Source organism: Vibrio sp. AH4, from assembly GCF_030710545.1.
GTDB classification, from domain to species: Bacteria; Pseudomonadota; Gammaproteobacteria; order Enterobacterales; family Vibrionaceae; genus Vibrio; species Vibrio metoecus.
Genome location: NZ_JALAIV010000001.1, coordinates 311,779 through 328,524, shown reverse-complemented (window position 1 = coordinate 328,524; position 16,746 = coordinate 311,779). Strand labels below are relative to the sequence as shown.

Annotated in this window: 15 protein-coding genes; 9 read left to right on the top strand and 6 right to left on the bottom strand. The window is 49.2% G+C overall.

Going from position 1 to position 16,746, the window contains the following annotated elements; all coding sequences use genetic code 11:
* The first annotated feature begins 81 nt into the window (after positions 1 to 81).
* Both recB and recD read left to right on the top strand, forming a co-directional pair.
* Positions 82 to 3,708, top strand: coding sequence for an exodeoxyribonuclease V subunit beta (gene recB / locus MKA69_RS01680; protein ID WP_305847403.1), 3,627 nt, complete (start codon positions 82 to 84; stop codon positions 3,706 to 3,708).
* Entirely contained in the window at positions 3,705 to 5,825 is a 2,121-nt protein-coding gene (recD, locus tag MKA69_RS01675) for an exodeoxyribonuclease V subunit alpha (RefSeq protein ID WP_305847402.1), read from the top strand. The genes recB and recD overlap by 4 nt, the downstream gene beginning before the upstream one ends.
* Positions 5,826 to 5,854: 29 nt before the next feature.
* Here recD and MKA69_RS01670 read toward each other — a convergent pair whose 3' ends face one another.
* Both MKA69_RS01670 and argA read right to left on the bottom strand, forming a co-directional pair.
* Entirely contained in the window at positions 5,855 to 6,040 is a 186-nt protein-coding gene (locus tag MKA69_RS01670) for a hypothetical protein (protein WP_000859477.1), read from the bottom strand.
* Positions 6,041 to 6,267: 227 nt separating this feature from the next.
* Positions 6,268 to 7,605: an amino-acid N-acetyltransferase gene (gene argA / locus MKA69_RS01665; protein ID WP_162174417.1), complete on the bottom strand. Its 1,338-nt coding sequence runs from the start codon at positions 7,603 to 7,605 to the stop codon at positions 6,268 to 6,270.
* 205 nt (positions 7,606 to 7,810) lie between these two features.
* Here argA and MKA69_RS01660 point away from each other — a divergent pair, with 205 nt between their 5' ends.
* From MKA69_RS01660 to csdE, 4 genes are all read left to right on the top strand, one after another.
* Positions 7,811 to 8,227 carry a DUF2850 domain-containing protein gene (locus MKA69_RS01660; protein ID WP_095468758.1) on the top strand — a complete coding sequence of 139 codons (417 nt, stop codon included), beginning with the start codon at positions 7,811 to 7,813 and terminating at the stop codon, positions 8,225 to 8,227.
* A 70-nt stretch (positions 8,228 to 8,297) separates the two neighbouring features.
* A complete protein-coding gene (gene mltA / locus MKA69_RS01655; protein WP_055027578.1) occupies positions 8,298 to 9,404 on the top strand; it encodes a murein transglycosylase A in 1,107 nt (368 codons plus the stop codon).
* 96 nt (positions 9,405 to 9,500) lie between these two features.
* Positions 9,501 to 10,316 carry a tRNA cyclic N6-threonylcarbamoyladenosine(37) synthase TcdA gene (tcdA, locus tag MKA69_RS01650; protein ID WP_055029125.1) on the top strand — a complete coding sequence of 272 codons (816 nt, stop codon included), beginning with the start codon at positions 9,501 to 9,503 and terminating at the stop codon, positions 10,314 to 10,316.
* A 7-nt stretch (positions 10,317 to 10,323) separates the two neighbouring features.
* Positions 10,324 to 10,755, top strand: coding sequence for a cysteine desulfurase sulfur acceptor subunit CsdE (gene csdE / locus MKA69_RS01645; protein ID WP_305848217.1), 432 nt, complete (start codon positions 10,324 to 10,326; stop codon positions 10,753 to 10,755).
* Between the two features lie 65 nt (positions 10,756 to 10,820).
* Here the strand turns inward: csdE and csdA are convergent, their stop codons facing one another.
* The 4 genes from csdA to MKA69_RS01625 form a co-directional block, all read right to left on the bottom strand.
* Positions 10,821 to 12,032 (bottom strand): cysteine desulfurase CsdA, encoded by a 1,212-nt coding sequence (csdA, locus tag MKA69_RS01640; protein WP_305847401.1) that lies wholly within the window; start codon positions 12,030 to 12,032, stop codon positions 10,821 to 10,823.
* Entirely contained in the window at positions 12,019 to 12,624 is a 606-nt protein-coding gene (locus tag MKA69_RS01635) for a DJ-1 family glyoxalase III (RefSeq protein WP_305847400.1), read from the bottom strand. Before MKA69_RS01635 ends, csdA begins: the two co-directional genes overlap by 14 nt.
* Positions 12,621 to 13,511: a 2-dehydropantoate 2-reductase gene (panE, locus tag MKA69_RS01630; protein WP_305847399.1), complete on the bottom strand. Its 891-nt coding sequence runs from the start codon at positions 13,509 to 13,511 to the stop codon at positions 12,621 to 12,623. Before panE ends, MKA69_RS01635 begins: the two co-directional genes overlap by 4 nt.
* A 101-nt stretch (positions 13,512 to 13,612) precedes the next feature.
* Positions 13,613 to 14,461 (bottom strand): outer membrane protein OmpK, encoded by an 849-nt coding sequence (locus MKA69_RS01625; protein ID WP_055031669.1) that lies wholly within the window; start codon positions 14,459 to 14,461, stop codon positions 13,613 to 13,615.
* Between the two features lie 327 nt (positions 14,462 to 14,788).
* Here MKA69_RS01625 and MKA69_RS01620 point away from each other — a divergent pair, with 327 nt between their 5' ends.
* The 3 genes from MKA69_RS01620 (at position 14,789) to MKA69_RS01610 (ending at position 16,723) form a co-directional block, all read left to right on the top strand.
* Complete coding sequence (locus MKA69_RS01620) at positions 14,789 to 15,370, top strand: LON peptidase substrate-binding domain-containing protein (protein WP_305847398.1); 582 nt, start codon at positions 14,789 to 14,791, stop codon at positions 15,368 to 15,370.
* Positions 15,371 to 15,461: 91 nt separating this feature from the next.
* On the top strand, positions 15,462 to 16,046 hold the full coding sequence (locus tag MKA69_RS01615; protein ID WP_000483033.1) for an RNA polymerase sigma factor: 585 nt from the start codon (positions 15,462 to 15,464) through the stop codon (positions 16,044 to 16,046).
* Positions 16,043 to 16,723 (top strand): ChrR family anti-sigma-E factor, encoded by a 681-nt coding sequence (locus MKA69_RS01610; RefSeq protein ID WP_305847397.1) that lies wholly within the window; start codon positions 16,043 to 16,045, stop codon positions 16,721 to 16,723. Before MKA69_RS01615 ends, MKA69_RS01610 begins: the two co-directional genes overlap by 4 nt.
* Positions 16,724 to 16,746: the final 23 nt, after the last annotated feature.

The following is a 16,746-nucleotide window of genomic DNA, read 5'->3' as shown; positions in this document are numbered from 1 at the left end:
ATCACGGTTTTTAGTTTAATGCAGAGAAATATTCGTTTGGGGTCACATCTCTGTCGTCGGTAGATAGAAGGATTAAGGCTGATGAGTGCCGATTCAAATAAGCTCGCTGTTACGCTCGATACGTTGCGCTTTCCTTTGCATGGAGCGCGGCTGATTGAAGCCTCGGCAGGCACCGGAAAAACCTACACCATTGCCGGACTCTATCTGCGTCTGGTGCTTGGGCATGGCTGCGCGGAAACTCGCCACGCGCATCCGCTAAGCGTGGATCAAATTCTGGTGGTGACTTTTACCGAAGCGGCCACCGCAGAGCTGCGTGACCGTATTCGTCGCCGCTTGCACGATGCGCGCCTCGCCTTTGCCCGCGGTGCAAGTGACGATCCACTGCTTTGCTCCCTGCTGGCTGAATTTACCGATCACAACTTAGCCGTCTCTTTGTTGCTGAGTGCCGAGCGACAGATGGATGAAGCGGCCATTTTCACCATCCACGGTTTTTGCCAACGCATGCTGACGCAAAATGCGTTTGAATCGGGCTGTCGCTTTGAAAATGAATTCGTCACTGATGAAAGTCGCCTCAAAGCGCAAGTGGTGGCCGATTATTGGCGTAGACAGTTCTACCCTTTGCCCATTGCCCTCGCGAGCGAAGTGCGCCGCTTATGGCCGGCGCCCTCTGCGCTGTTGGCTGAGATTGCCGGTTATCTTTCTGGGCCGCCAGTCAAACTGACCACACCTTTGATGGAAGGGGATTTGGCCGCGCTGCAACAAGCACAGATAGCGCGCATTTGCGAGATTAAGCAGCACTGGTTAGCGGAGCGAGAGGAGATTGAGTCCGCAGTAACTGGCTCTGACCTGCACAAAAATAGCCAAAATGCGCTGCTGCGCCGTTTGCCGATTCTGGATGCTTGGGCGCAAAGTGAAACGCACGATCTGCAAGTACCGTCAGAGCTTGAAGAGTTCACCCAAAGCGGGTTGCTTGCCAAATCGAAGAAAGGCAATCCGCCACAATTAGCGCTGTTTGAACGGATAGAAGCGTTTCTTGCTGAGCCTGTGTCACTCAAAACGCCGCTTTTGGTGCATGCGATTCATCACTGTCGCCACTGGTTGGCGAAAGCCAAATCCACCCATCATTGGCTCTCGTTTGATGACTTGCTGACTCAACTCAGCGCTGCGCTCGATAATGATGAACAAGGGCTATTGGGCGATCGCATTCGCACGCTGTATCCGGTAGCGATGATCGACGAATTCCAAGATACCGATCCGCTGCAGTACAGCATTTTCAGTCGGCTGTATCTGGACCATCCGCAGTGTGGCTTGTTGATGATCGGCGACCCGAAACAGGCGATTTACGCTTTCCGTGGAGCCGATATTTTCACTTACATCAAAGCGCGCAATCAGGTGAGCGCTCACTACACCTTGGGTACGAACTGGCGCTCCAGCGCGGCTATGGTGGCGGCAGTTAACCAAGTGTTCAGCTTTGCGACGCATCCGTTTATTTACAGTGATGACATTCCCTTTCAGCCCGTGGCGGCAAGCCCTGGTGCCGATAAACGCCACTGGACACTGGAGGGGCAAGTACAACCAGCCTTGACCTATTGGTGGCCGGAAGATCTCGATAAACCACAAAGCAAAACCGATTACTACGCGCAAATGGCTGAAGCGTGTGCGGCGCAAATTCAGCATATTTTGACTGCTTCGGCCTCTGGCGCGGCGACTTTTCACCGCGGCGAGGCGATTGAAGCGGGCGATCTGGCGGTGCTGGTGCGCACCGGTAATGAAGCACGCATGGTGCGCGATGCGCTCAGTCAGCAAGGCATCGCCAGTGTTTACCTTTCCAACCGTGACAGCGTGTTTGCCAGCGATGTGGCACAAGATATTGAACGCTTGCTGCTTGCCGTGTGGCAGCCAGAAGATGAACGCTTGCTCCGTGCGGCTGTCGCCTCGAATCTGTTTGCGTTAACCGCCAGCGAGCTGGATGCGCTGAATAACGATGAAAACGAATGGGAACAGTTGATTGCGGAGTTTCGTCAATATCGCCGCTTGTGGAGTGAGCGCGGCGTATTGCCGATGCTGCGTGCGGTGTTGACACAGCGCCATATTGCCGAGCGTTGGCTGGCGGAAAGTGAAGGTGAGCGCTGGCTCACCGACTATCTGCACATCAGCGAACTCTTGCAGCAAGCGACGCGTGAGATTGATAGCGATCAGGGCTTACTGCGTTTTCTGACTCAGGCGATGGCGGATGCTGCGCAAGGATTGGGGGGCTGTGATGAGCAGATCCAGCGCCTCGAATCTGAGCGCCGTTTGGTGCAGATCGTCACCATCCACAAATCAAAAGGGCTTGAGTACCCGTTGGTATTTTTGCCGTTTGTGATGAGTTATCGCGAGAGCAGCGAAGGCAAATATTACGACGTTGAATCGGCCACTACTTGGGTCGATTTAACCGGCAATGAAGAGGCATTAGCCAAAGCCGATCAAGAACGCTTGGCAGAAGATTTACGCTTGCTGTATGTAGCGCTCACTCGCGCTGTGTATGGCTGTTTTATTGGCATTGCGCCGCTGCGCAACGGCAATTCGAGCCAAGAGCCAACCTCGGCGCATCGCAGTGCGATCGGTTTCCTGCTGCAAGATGGTCAAGAGGGTGGTATCGCGGATCTGCAGCAAGCGCTGCTCAAACAGTGTGAAAACTTGCCAGATGTCGCGCAATGCCCGCCACCGAAGCGTTTTGAGCAAGTGTATCAGCCACCCCAATTGGACGAGCGAGAGCTGACTGCCCGTGAGTTAAGCCAAGCGATTGATCGCCGTTGGCGAGTCACCAGTTACTCAGGTTTGGTGATGCAATCGAGTCATGCTCGTCACGATCCTTTGCAAGAGTTTCCCCTACTTGAAGTGGGCGGTTTTGATCTTGATAGCGCGCAAGAGCGCGATGGAGCGGCGCTGGAATCTGTCGAGCGCTCGATTTTCAATTTCCCGCGTGGCGCACGCCCCGGCACGTTCTTGCATTCGCTGTTTGAAGAGGTGGATTTCCAGCAATCGGCGCACAGTGAACCCAATACTAAAATCATCCTTGAACTGATGGAAAGTGAGCAGATTGAAAGCGAGTGGCTGCCGGTGTTGCAACAGTTGGTTGACACCGTATTGAGCACGCCACTGGATGGTAAAGCGCTGCGCTTACAACAAATTATGGCCGCCCAGCGTCTGACCGAGTTGGAATTTTTACTGCCAATCGAAGTGTTGGATGCGCCAACCCTGAATCGCATCACCCAGCGCCATGATCCGCTTTCGGCACACGCGGGTGATCTCGGTTTTCACTCAGTACAAGGCATGCTCAAAGGCTTTATCGATCTGGTGTTTCAATATCAAGGGCGCTATTACGTGCTGGACTGGAAATCCAACCATTTAGGTGACGATCCTGCGGCGTATCATCCACAGCGTTTGGGCAGTGCGATGGCCGATCACCGTTACGATCTGCAATACCAGATTTACGCGTTAGCGCTGCATCGCTTTTTGCGCAGCCGTTTAGCCCATTACAATTACGAGCAGCATTTCGGCGGCGTGTTTTATCTCTTCTTACGCGGGATGGATGGGCGCAGCGATCAAGGTGTGTTCCATACCAAGCCAAGCTTGGCCTTGTTAGATGAGTTGGATGGGTTGATTGCAGGGCGTGAGCTGGCACAAAGAGCGAGTAAAGCTGGGCAGATGGAGCTTGATTTATGATGTTTTGGGATAGCGAAGTAGCGAAACGTCTGCTGGCACAAGGTGCGCTTCGTCCTTTGGATGTGCAGTTTGCTCGCTTTATTGGTAAACAAGCCGCGTTAGCAGGACATAGCGTGGCAGAAAGCGAGCTTTTGAGTGTACTGAGCGCGGCGCTCAGTGCAGAACTTGGGCGTGGGCACATCTGTTTGCCACTGTGTGATACACACGGCAATCTCTGCGATCTGGCGGCGCTGATTGGTCTTTATGGTGACGCGAGTTTGCAGCACTGTGAACGCTGGTTAGCGGTAGATTGGCAAGCCTTACTGCAAGCTTCATCTCTGGTGGGGCAGCAAGGTGAAGCGGTGCCGTTGATGTTTGATGGCGCAAGGCTCTATCTACATCGCTACTGGCATTATGAAAAGCAACTGGCGGCGCGATTGACTGAGTTGGCCGCCCCCCAACGTTTAAGCCCTGCTGAATTGGCTAACTTGCGTGAACGCCTGAATACCTTATTTGCCCGCGACTATTTAGGCTTGTGGCAAGCACTACAACAAAAGCCGCTAAGTTCGGTCGAGCGGATTCAACTGCTGAATGATCGATTGGATGTGGTGGAGTCGGATGCGCTGGATTGGCCAGCGATTGAAGCTGTAGTCGAAAAAGCGCAGCGCGCCGCGGATTTACAACCGTTAGAGCAGCTTATTCCGCTTACTCACTGCTTAAACTGGCAAAAAGTGGCGGCCGCCGTCGCGCTGACGCGCCGTTTTGCGGTGATTTCCGGTGGGCCGGGAACCGGCAAAACCACCACAGTGACCAAGCTTCTGGCGGCGCTGATTAGCCAGAGTATGGCGCAAGGCAAAGTGCCGGAAATCAAATTGATCGCCCCAACCGGTAAAGCCGCGGCGCGTTTAACAGAATCGATGGGTAAAGCGGTAAGCCAACTGGCGATAGAACCAGAGATCGCCGCGGCGATCCCAAGCACTTCCAGCACCATTCACCGTTTGCTTGGTGCGATTCCGGGCAGTGCTGAGTTTCGTCATCACGCACGTAATCCACTCCATCTTGATCTGTTGGTGGTCGATGAAGCGTCCATGGTTGACTTGCCTTTGATGGTGAAACTGGTCGAAGCGCTACCGAAGCGCGCTCGGTTGATTTTGCTTGGCGATAAAGATCAATTGGCCTCGGTGGAAGCGGGGGCGGTGCTCGGTGATATTTGTACCTTCCTGAACCAAGGTTACGGCAATGAGCAGGGCGCGCAGTTGGCTGAACTGACAGGCTTTGCTACTCTGCGCCAAACTGCCAGTAAAGCGGTGAATCCGGTGGCGGATTGCTTATGTATGCTGCAAAAAAGCTACCGTTTTGATGCGCGATCTGGCATTGGTCAACTGGCAAAAGCGATCAACAGTGGATCTCCGGCGCGCGTTGAAACTGTGTGGCAGCAATCGTTCAGCGATATTGAACACTTTGCGCTCAGTGGCGAGCATTATCAGCAACTGCTGCAAACCTTAGTGCAGGCTTATCGTCCTTATCTGAATTTACTCAATCAATCGACTGAGCAATTTGAGTCGACAAAGCAAACCATGCTCACACTTGCCAAATCAGCACTTGATGCGTTCAGTCGCTGCCGATTGCTCTGTGCGCTGCGTGAAGGCGATTTTGGGGTGATGGGGCTGAACACTCGTATTGAACGGGCGTTGAATGCTCATAAGCTGATTAAAACCCAAGAAGAGATCTGGTATCACGGACGGCCGATCATGGTCACGCGCAACGATCATGGTCTAGGGTTATACAATGGCGATATTGGCTTGTGTATGCGCGATCGCGAAGATGAACAGGGGAGACTGAAAGTCTATTTTGAGTTGCCGGATGGCAGCATCAAAGCCGTGTTACCGAGCCGAGTACCGCAACATGAAACGGCGTATGCGATGACCATACATAAATCGCAAGGCAGTGAATTTGATTTGACCTTGCTGATTTTACCGCCGGATTACAGCCCGATTTTGACGCGCGAGCTTGTGTATACCGGCATTACTCGTGCGAAAAAACAGCTCAAATTGTATTGTGATAATCAAGTATTGCAGCGGGCAATTAAAGTGAAAACACAAAGGGCAAGTGGGTTAGTGGCGAGGTTGGAGCAGTAAGTGCTCCGCCAATCCATGGCGGCACGGTATTAGATTTTCGCAAACGCTTTGGTAAAGGTAATGCTGCGAATCTGGTAACGTTCACATGACTGAAGTAGGAACGTTTTTAGGTTGTCACTGGCTGGGAATACACAGTGCACATCAAGCCCAGAGAGGAACTCAGCGTCAGCCATGTCCCAAAAGCTTTGTAGAGAATTACAAATAACGGTTTTCATAGACGATTTGCTCTTAGATACTGAATTTAGTAGTAAAAGCAATCCATGCGTGAATTGAGAAAAATCTCAAGCGTCAAATCCTGACAAGAAATGTTGAACAACATTTAATCAAACGCGCGCATTCTACCGATCTCTCGCACAAAATAAAAGCAAAAATCGAATAAAAAAGATGCAACAAATTGCATCTTTTTTTCACTTACGTTCATATGTATTTCAAGCTGTTGAATTTAAAGCGACAACATCAAAATTTTCGAGCGACGTTGGTAGTTATATAAGCTCTTTTTCGCCACCGGTAGCGCTTCCACATCGACCTCATTAAAACCTTGTTCACGAAACCAGTGCGTGCTGTGAGTGGTGAGTACAAATAGGTGACGGATGCCCATTTGCTTGGCTTGATGCTTGGTGTGTACCAATAAATGCAGGCCGCGGTGACCATCTCGATATTCAGGATGAATCGCGACACAAGCCATCTCAGCCATACGTTCTTCTGGATAAGGGTAGAGTGCAGAGCAGCCAATCACTAAGCCATCTTTGTCGATGATAGTGAATTTGTGGATCTCTTGTTCCAGTTGCTCACGAGAGCGGCGCACCAGAATGCCTTGTTCTTCTAGTGGGCGAATCAAATCAAAAATACCGCCGATATCATCAATCGTGGCTTGGCGGATCTGCTCGGCACTCGCCATCACAATTTGAGTACCGATACCATCAAATGAAAATAGCTCTTGGATTAATGCACCATCTTCTTTGTAACTCACCAAGTGGCTGCGCGGCACACCGGCGCGGCATGCTTTTAAAGCGGCGCGCAAAAAACGCATGGTGCTAAAGCACTCTTCATCATCTGGCGCACACTCTTGCTCCATGTTTTTGACGAGGCGCTCTACATCGCTTGGGAAGAGTTCGGCAATCGCGTTGCCTTTGGCATCGATGATCCCTTGCTGCGGGCAAAAACCGATCAGCTTGTCGGCTTTAAGTTTTATCGCCACTTGGGTCGCTACTTCTTCGGAAAGCAGATTGAAACACTCGCCCGTAACGGAGCTAGCAATCGGGCCAAGCAACACAATCGAGCCTAAATCCAGCATGCGGTTGATGCCTTCCACATCAATCCGGCGAATACGTCCACTGTGGCAGTAATCGACACCTTCATCTATACCTAGTGGTTGAGAGATGATGAAATTGCCGCTCACAACGTTGAGCTGAGTTCCCGCCATCGGGGTATTGTTGAGGCTCATCGAAAGACGTGCGGTGATTGCGTGTTGTAGTTGCCCTGCCGCTTGCATCACTAAACCCAGTGAGGATTCATCAGTGATCCGTACACCTTTGTGATACGGCGTATCTCGATGATTTTTCTCAAGGATTTGATTGATTTGCGGACGTGCACCGTGCACGAGTACTACTTTAACGCCAAGGCTGTGCAGCAACGCGATGTCGCTAATGATGTTGGGAAAATTTTTATCAGCAATGGCTTCCCCACCGAGCATGACAACCATGGTTTTTCCACGGTGGGCATTAACATAGGGCGCTGACTGGCGAAATCCTTTGACGAGAGCGGTACTGCGAATTTTCACGGCTGAACATCCTTGGTGTTTAAATATGCGCAAATAATGACTTTTTATTCTTTTTTGAGCAAGCGGTTTTTTATATGACCGGATGAGAAATCAACCCATTTCAAATCCTGTTCCTGCAAATTAGAACGAATGCAAAACAGTGGGATGACGAAACGATGAATTGTGCGGGTTGTGATGAGTCGGGCTGAAGATGAGTTGAGTTGAAATGGTGAAAGCGGAACGTCAAGCAAATGGAAAAAATGGAGCCTTGAGCAAAGAGCGTTTACTGCTGTTGCTGGCCGTGTTAGGGACGGCTTATGTCTTTATGTTGTACAGCAATATTTTTGGTCGATTACAAGAGCATTGGTTTCCAAAGTCTGAATTGTATGGCGTATGGGTTGAGCAAAATGTGGCAGCCTATTCAGCACAAAAAATCACTATTGGCACGCAGGGCGTGATCCTTAATGGACGGTTAGTGACTACCCATTTTGACTACGATGGTGCTCAACTTGAATTTATGGTGAATGGGCAACCTTATCGGTTTGAAATCATGTTGGAGAAAAAACAGATGAAGCAACGCTCATCCGCGCACTACCAACCTGTCTATCAATTGTCAGAAAATTCGAAAAAAAACTTCCATTAACAAAACGCCAATTGCACAGTGACGCCGACTTTGTCATCCTCTTGGCAAACTCAAACCATGGACTTCATTTGTGAGTAAACGTCTTCTTTCTCTTGTCAGTTTGGCGCTGTTATTTGGTTGTGCACAACAATCGACGGATCGCGCGCAGCAATACCCGCAACAAACCTTCCCGCAAATTCTCAACCGTGTCGATGTGGTTGAATCGAACAAACCCCGCGACTATACCGAATTCAGCAAGCAAAGTGAGTTGGTGGTGCAGGGGTCGGCGTCGTTAGCCAAGCTCTATCAGCCGCTGTACGAACAGCTCAATGAATGGGTGCTGCAAAGCGGAGACCCAGCAACACTCGCTCAATTCGGTATTCAAACTGCGCAATTGGGCGGTGGCGATAAACAAGGCAACGTGTTGTTTACTGGCTATTTTTCACCAGTGATTGAACTGCGTCATCAACCTGACCATCAATTCAAGTACCCAGTGTACAGTCTGCCTAAGTGCAATAAAAATTGCCCAACCCGTGCGGAAATTTACCAAGGCGCACTGGAAGGTAAAGGGCTGGAATTAGGCTATGCGGCGAATTTGATCGATCCATTTATTATGGAAGTGCAGGGTAGCGGCTTTGTGCACTTTGGTGATGATGACACGTTGGAATACTTTGCTTACGCGGGCAAAAACAACAAAGCGTACGTCAGCGTTGGCAAGGTACTGATTGAGCGCGGCTTGGTTGAACGTGAAAAAATGTCGCTCAAAGCGATCAAAGATTGGGTACTCGCTAATGATGAAGCAACCGTGCGTGAACTGTTAGAACAGAACCCTTCTTTCGTGTTCTTCAAACCACGAGCGGCAGCTCCTGTGACCGGAAGTGCAGGTATTGAATTACTGCCCATGGCATCCGTCGCGGGGGATCGCTCAATCTTGCCGATGGGTACACCAATTTTGGCAGAAGTGCCACTACTGAATGCTGATGGTACTTGGTCTGGTGCACATCAACTGCGTTTGTTGATCGTGCTCGATACCGGTGGTGCGGTAAAACAAAACCATCTTGATTTGTATCACGGCATGGGGCCACGAGCGGGGCTAGAGGCGGGGCATTATAAGCACTTTGGCCGAGTGTGGAAGCTCGGATTAGAAAATTCACCTACCCAAGCACCGTGGGCATTGCCGCCAGAAAAACAACAATAGTTTTGCCTCCATTGCGTAGGCAGCAAACTGGACATTTTTGTGAAGAGTGCGTATAAATCGCACTCTTTATTTTTCAGCTAGAGTGGAAATGTGGTTATGCGTGAACTCGATACTCCTGCCTCCGACAGTTACAACCAACGTTTTGGTGGTACGCGCCGTTTGTATGGTTATAGCGAAGTCGACATTTTACGTGCCGCGCACGTATGTGTGATTGGAATTGGTGGTGTAGGTTCATGGGCGGTTGAAGCGTTAGCTCGAACGGGCATTGGTGAGCTGACTCTGATCGATATGGATGATGTGTGTGTCACTAACATCAACCGTCAAATCCATGCCATGACCGGTACGATTGGCAAAAGCAAAATCGAAGTGATGGCGGAGCGCGTTAAGCTCATCAATCCAGAGTGCAAAGTCAATTTGGTTGATGATTTCATCACGCCGGATAATCAACATCTTTATCTCAGTAAATCGTTTGATTATGTGTTAGATGCAATTGATAGCTTGAAAGCTAAGGCTTCTCTGCTCGCGTATTGCCGCAGCAATAAAATCAAAGTGATCACGGTAGGCGGCGCGGGTGGACAAACCGATCCAACGCAAATTACCGTGGCGGATTTGACCAAGACGATTCAAGATCCACTGGCGAAAAAGCTCAAAGACCGCCTGCGTCAGCACCACAACTTCCCAACCAATCCAGCGCGTAAATTTGGGATTGATTGTGTGTACTCGACCGAGCAACTCAAATACCCACAAGCGGATGGTTCAGTATGCGCCACCAAATCCACCGCGGAAGGTCCCAAACGTATGGATTGCGCCAGTGGATTTGGCGCTGCGACGGTAGTGACGGCGACGTTTGGTTTTGTCGCGGTAGCACGCATCGTCGATAAACTCATTCAAAAGCATAAAGTGAAGGCGTAAGGGCATGATGAGTTCATTTCCTGCTCATCCCTTTGGTGATGAAATTAATGCACAAACCGTCTTAGAAACCATGCAAACACTGCACGGTTGGGAAGATCGTTATCGCCAGATCATTCAATGGGGCAAACTGCTGCCTGTGATGCCTGAAGTGCTGAAAAGTGAGCAGGTTCTTGTCTCTGGCTGTGAAAGTGAAGTGTGGCTAGTGGCAGAGCAGCAAGGTGAGCCGTGGTTTTTCTGCGCCGATTCCGATGCGCGGATTGTGCGCGGTTTGATTGCGATTGTGTTGGCGGCGCTGAATGGCAAAACGTCTGCAGAAATTAGCGCGTTTTCTATGGATGACTACTTTGCCGAGCTTGGCTTGCTGGCGCATTTAAGCCCATCACGCGGTAATGGCTTGCAAGCGATAGTCGCGACAATTCAGGCTAAGGCCAAGAACTAACCACCTACTTTTCCAATGAAAAGAGCCTCATCGTGATGAGGCTCTTTTGCTATTGATGCTCAGGTTTACAGCAGATCCACCGCTTTATGAATGGCGGCGATCAAACGTTCTACCTCTTCTGCGCTGTTGTATACCCCAAACGAGATTCGCACCGTCCCTTTGACGCCAAACGCATCCATCAAAGGATGAGCACAGTGATGCCCGGCACGAACGGCAATTCCTTGCTGATCGAGCAAGGTGGCGAGATCTTGATGATGCACGCCATCCATCACTAAGCTCAGCACACTGGCGTTAGGCTGATAACCGAGCACGCGAATATCATCGATTTGCGAAATGGCTTGGTAAGCCTGCTGTTGCAGTTGGTGTAAGTGTGCTTCAACGGCTTCACGACCAAGATTCTGATACCAAGCAATCGCTGTAGCGAGGGCAATCGCACCTGCCACATTCGGCGTGCCTGCCTCAAATTTTCCGGGCAGGCCGGTAAAGGTTGTACCATCAAACGAGACCTTTTCAACCATCTTGCCGCCGCCATGCCAAGGTGGCATCGCTTCTAAAAGCGCTGTTTTGCCGTACAGCACACCAATGCCCGCTGGCGCATACAGCTTATGGCCGGAGAATACATAGAAATCCGCATCCAGCGCTTGAACATCGACGGTTTCATGGACTATGCCTTGAGCGCCATCGATCACCACAATCGCACCTTGTTGATGTGCGGCTTGGATGACCGCTTCAATCGGCTGGCGAGTTCCCGTGACATTGGTGATATGGGCTAGGGCAACGATTTTGCAGCGTGGTGACAGCAATTGCCGAAAGGCAGCAAGGCCAAATTCACCCCTTGTTGTCATCGGGATTTTGACCACTTTCGCGCCCGTTTGCTCAGCGACCATTTGCCACGGCACGATATTGGCGTGGTGTTCAGTTTCACTGACCAAAATCTCATCCCCAGCTTGTAATGTGTTGCGGGCATAACTTTGCGCAATGAGGTTGAGTGCTTCGGTAGCACCGCGTGTCCAGATAATATTTTTGCTGCTTGGCGCACCAATAAATTGTGCGACTTGTTCACGCGCGCCTTCAAATTGGCTGGTGGCTTGCGCCGTCAAACTGTGGCTACCGCGATGCACATTGGCATTGTGCTGGCTGTAGTAGTGGCTGATCGCATCAATCACACATTGCGGTTTTTGCGTAGTGGCAGCACTGTCGAGATAGATCAGTGGGTTGCCGTTGACGGTTTGTTGCAGCGCCGGAAATTGCGCGCGGATTGCATCAAGATTGAGCATCAATAAAGCCTGAAAGTTCGGTCAGTTGTTGAGGATGAAGCGCCATTGGGGTGGCGACTTGTTGAGCCAATTCTGCGCCAGCAAGCAGTGCTATGATGGCCAGAGCAAATTCCAGCGCCGTGCCCGGTCCTTGGCTGGTCAGTAAATGTTGTGTGGCATAGTAGCAGACGCGCTGACGGCTTAAGCGTTCACTCGGGATCTGGTCAAAAAAGTTGGGGTGGCAGGTCATGCGTGCGCCAACAAATTTCTGCTGTTTGGTGAAAACCAGTGCGGGAGTGGCGCAAATCGCCGCAACCAACTTGCCTTGTTGTTGGAAGGCATCCAGTAACGTGAGTAGGTATTCACTACTGGCAAAGGCTTGTGCGCCGCCAACGCCACCAGGCAGCACCAGTGCATCAAAATCTTGCGCAGAGAGGGTATCTAGTGTTTGCTGTGCTGTCAGCCAGACTCCGCGTGAGCCTTGTACTTGTAACTTGTCACCGACCGCTGCCATAGTGACTTGAAAGCCAGCCCGCACTAAAGTATCAACAATAATGACACTCTCCATTTCCTCGCTGCCGTTGGCAACGGGGACTAGAATTCGTTTGCTCATGCCTTGCTCCAACTCTGCTCTAACGTTTTGATCTGCTGATATAACTGGTTATTTACTGGGGTGGCAATACCATGCTGTTCTCCCTTACGCACCACGTAGCCGGTAATAAAGTCTATCTCGGTTGGCCGTTGGTGGAAAACATCTTGATGCATCGAGGAGCGATTAGCCGCAGTCGCTCGGATGACTTGATAAACCAACTCATGCAATACAACTTTATCACTGTGCACGTTTTCAGCCTGCATTACTGCTATCACCTCATCTAAAATTGCGGTGATTTGTGGCTGAAATTCTGAGGCTTGTAACACACCATTTGGGCATTGATGAATCGCAGTCAGCGGATTAATCGCGCAATTGACTACAAGTTTATGCCACAGAGCCTGCCGGATTTCTGGATTCCATGTCACTGGAGCCAGTGCGTGCTGTAAAACATCAGCGATAAAATCACACCGTGCACCGAGGGCATTAAACGGCCCAACTTGGGTTTGGCCGAAACCCGTGTGGCAAACTTGATGGAGTGTGGTCTTGAGAGCACCGTGAGTTGTAGTGGCGAGCAATACCGGAAAATGAACCAAAGATTCGTTGATGGCTTCGATTGCGCCCATACCATTGTGCATAAACAACAGCATAGTATCGCGATTCAAATGGGGCAGGAGAGGCAATAGTGCGGCTTCCACTTGCCATGCCTTGACGGTGATCAGCAGTAAATCGGCGTTGGTTAGCGTGTCTCTGTTTTGATTGCTGAACAGAACTGGCTCACCATCGTCAAGTTGTAACTCTAACGTTGGTTGAGATTGGCGGCTCCAGAGTGCCACTTGGTGACCCGCACGATGCAGATGCAATGCCCAAAGAGAACCGACCGCACCTGGGCCAAGTACCACAATATTCATCTCTATCCCCTGCTGAAAATCGAATGCGCCAAGGATAGCGAGGGAAGTTTTGAAAGCAATAAAAAATGGCGCGAAGTCGCGCCATTTTTACTAAAAGATAATTACCACTTATATGTTACGGCTAAGTAATGACCTACTCCTGAAGTACGTCCTGCAACACCTTCATCCGTTAAACCATACACATCGTCGTAAAGTTTTAAACCATAACCTACAGCAAATTGATCACTATGCCAGTAGATACCGTTAAACATTGCGCCACCATGAGACGATTTTAGCTGACCAACTCCTGGGATATGAACTTTGTCGATCCCGAACTCGTAATCAATGTAGCCTTGGTAAGAAATAAATGAACCATTTTCAAAGAAGTAGAATGGTTTAAACCAGACAGTTGAAAATTGGTATCCGTTCCATTCTTTTGCTTTTACGTCATAGGTTTTATAGAGGTTAAACTGCATCTTGCCAAACCACGGAACCATAACGTCGGAACCAATACCCCATTTGGTTAAGAATCCTGGAGTATTAGATTTCTCATTACCATCTTTGTCATAAAGATTATAATCTGCGCCCCCATCGAGGGTTGTGTAGTTTGCTAGATAAATTTCTTGAACAGGACCAAAAGAGAGATCTTTTCCTGTTAGTCCATCAATTGACATACGAGGAGCAAATTTCACAAAGAGCTGGTCTTTCCCTGCTTTATCGCTGCTATCGCTATCTGTCAAATTGAATACGTCAAGATAGCCATACAAGTCAAAAATACCAGAACGACCACCGAACTCCATCTCTAAATAGGTATGATCGCTATTCCCAGGCTTCTCATTAATTGCATGCATTAAGTTGAATTGCATCCAAGAGAAATCATTTTTGTGAGTGTCGCCATCAGAATAGTCAGCGGCCATAACTGGTGCTGAAGTTGCTGCCAATAGGCTCAAAGCAAGAAGTGATTTACGCATAAGGGGAACTCTCTTTAAGTGTGTTGTGTATGGCGGCCGCTAAACTGCAGCTCGTTCAACTGGCGGGCATGATAGCGATAAAAATCGCAATTAAAAGTGATAAAGGATGCAAAATTAGACCTATTGAGTGATGTTAATCACACCTTTATCAATTAATTTTGAACTTATTTTGTATTTCATAAAATTGCATTTTTATTGTGATCTTTATCGTTTTATTTCTGAATTTATCAAACGTATAGGGGGATCGATAAACCAACATATTTGGTGAGTGATCGGCAAATGGACTCTTTTCGTATACCTAAGTGAATTTATGAAAAGGAGTGAGTAATGGAAGAGATAATGTTGTTTCCACTTAGCTCCGTCGTACTTCCTGAAGGAAAAATGAAGCTGCGTATTTTTGAGCCCCGCTACCAGCGGATGGTGGCTCAATGCAGTAAAACGGGCAGTGGATTTGGCCTTTGCTTGTTCAATAGTAAGTCGAATAAAAATGCAAACGAATTGTCTAAGTTTGGGACTTTAGTCAAAATCGTTGATTTTGAAACGTTAAGCGATGGGCTGCTGGGTATCACCGTGGTTGGCATGCGTCGCTTTGTGATTCGTAAAGTTCGGGTTGAGTATGATGGCTTACGTATCGCAACGGTGCAGTGGTTGCCCGATTGGCCGAGTCAGGAGTTGTTAGCGAGGGAGCGTTTTTTAGGTGAACAACTGCAAGAAGTGTATCGACAGTTTCCACAAATCGGGGAACTACATAGCTTATGTTTTTTCGATGATGCGAGTTGGGTCTGTCAACGTTGGCTTGAGCTGCTACCTTTAAGTAACGATCAATTTGATGTATTAGTGGGACAAACAGATTGCCATGCGTCCTTGGCTTTTTTGCAACGTACCATCGAATCGTATTTGGATACTTGAATAAATTTGTTGGTTAGGATTGATCTTGAGTGGTAACCCTGACGTATAGGCTAGCAAGGGTGTCTGCGTGAGTCATAAAGGATGCGTTTCTATGTTTAATCCATCACCTCATACGTTTGGTCGCCAAGAGTGGCTCGACTGTATGGAAAAGGTCAAAACCAGAGATAAGCAGGCGTTTGCTCTGGTTTTTAGCTATTACTCGCCCAAACTGAAGCAGTTTGTGATGAAGCATGTCGGGAGTGAGCAGGTGGCGCTGGAGTTGGTTCAAGAAACCATGGCCACGGTTTGGCAAAAAGCGAGTTTATTTGATGGACAGAAAAGCTCATTAGCGACTTGGATTTATACCATAGCGCGTAACCTGAGTTATGACTTGCTACGTCGACAAAAAGGGCGTGATGCCTATGTGCTTGCCGATGATATCTGGCCTGACGAATATTGTCCTCCCGACTTAGTTGACTACTACGCCCCAGAACAAGATCTTCTCAAAGAACAAGTTAGGAAGTTTCTTGACCGATTACCCGAATCTCAGCAACAGGTGATCAAAGCGGTTTATTTAGAGGAAATACCACAACAGGATGTGGCTGATATGCTCGATATCCCTTTGGGCACGGTGAAGTCACGTCTGCGCCTTGCAGTCGAAAAGTTAAGATTATCAATGGATGCGGAGTCTGTATGAGTTATCACCCCGATTATGCTTTGCTCGCCAATTACGTTGAGGGCGATTTAGATTGTGCGCATGGTCTTGCCATTACGGCTCATCTAGAGATTTGCCCACATTGCCGCGATATTGTGCATGAAATTGAAGGCGAATTGGGTGAGCGGCTCAATCAACAATCAGCACTGGCCGCAGCTTTGCCTGCAGAAGCTGATTGGCAACATATGTTTGATTCGATCGTGGCGTTACCTCAACACCCAACTGCACCGATAACGGTAAAAACGTGTCCAATCTTGGTAAAGGTCAACGGTAAGCAGATCGCTATTCCCAAGGCTCTGGCTCGCCTCGTGAAACAAGAACAAGCGTGGCGGAGTTATGGCGGCAAAGTGTTTAGTTTACCTTTGCGATCAGAAGAAAATGTACGAATGAATCTGATGTACATCAGCCAAGGTGTTTCGATTCCGCAACATACTCACAAGGGATTTGAGTCAACCTTGGTGCTGCATGGTGGATTCAGTGATGAAAACGGTCATTATGAAGTGGGTGACTTTATTCAGCATGACGGGCAAGTTTGCCACTCACCTCGTACGCCGCAAGGGCAAGACTGCCTCTGTTTAACGGTACTGACTGAGCCGATGGTGTTCACCCAAGGGGTGGCGCGGATCTTTAACCTCTTTGGCAAAGGGCTCTATCCCTAATTGGGGCGATGTCATGGAAAGTT

Excerpts from the sequence above, each read along its gene's own strand:
- recB (WP_305847403.1), top strand. The coding sequence starts at position 82 with ATGAGTGCCGATTCAAATAAGCTCGCTGTTACGCTCGATACGTTGCGC.
- recD (WP_305847402.1), top strand. The coding sequence starts at position 3,705 with ATGATGTTTTGGGATAGCGAAGTAGCGAAACGTCTGCTGGCACAAGGT.
- MKA69_RS01670 (WP_000859477.1), bottom strand. The coding sequence starts at position 6,040 with ATGAAAACCGTTATTTGTAATTCTCTACAAAGCTTTTGGGACATGGCT.
- MKA69_RS01660 (WP_095468758.1), top strand. The coding sequence starts at position 7,811 with ATGGTGAAAGCGGAACGTCAAGCAAATGGAAAAAATGGAGCCTTGAGC.
- tcdA (WP_055029125.1), top strand. The coding sequence starts at position 9,501 with ATGCGTGAACTCGATACTCCTGCCTCCGACAGTTACAACCAACGTTTT.
- csdE (WP_305848217.1), top strand. The coding sequence starts at position 10,324 with ATGAGTTCATTTCCTGCTCATCCCTTTGGTGATGAAATTAATGCACAA.
- csdA (WP_305847401.1), bottom strand. The coding sequence starts at position 12,032 with ATGCTCAATCTTGATGCAATCCGCGCGCAATTTCCGGCGCTGCAACAA.
- MKA69_RS01635 (WP_305847400.1), bottom strand. The coding sequence starts at position 12,624 with ATGAGCAAACGAATTCTAGTCCCCGTTGCCAACGGCAGCGAGGAAATG.
- panE (WP_305847399.1), bottom strand. The coding sequence starts at position 13,511 with ATGAATATTGTGGTACTTGGCCCAGGTGCGGTCGGTTCTCTTTGGGCA.
- MKA69_RS01625 (WP_055031669.1), bottom strand. The coding sequence starts at position 14,461 with ATGCGTAAATCACTTCTTGCTTTGAGCCTATTGGCAGCAACTTCAGCA.
- MKA69_RS01620 (WP_305847398.1), top strand. The coding sequence starts at position 14,789 with ATGGAAGAGATAATGTTGTTTCCACTTAGCTCCGTCGTACTTCCTGAA.
- MKA69_RS01615 (WP_000483033.1), top strand. The coding sequence starts at position 15,462 with ATGTTTAATCCATCACCTCATACGTTTGGTCGCCAAGAGTGGCTCGAC.
- MKA69_RS01610 (WP_305847397.1), top strand. The coding sequence starts at position 16,043 with ATGAGTTATCACCCCGATTATGCTTTGCTCGCCAATTACGTTGAGGGC.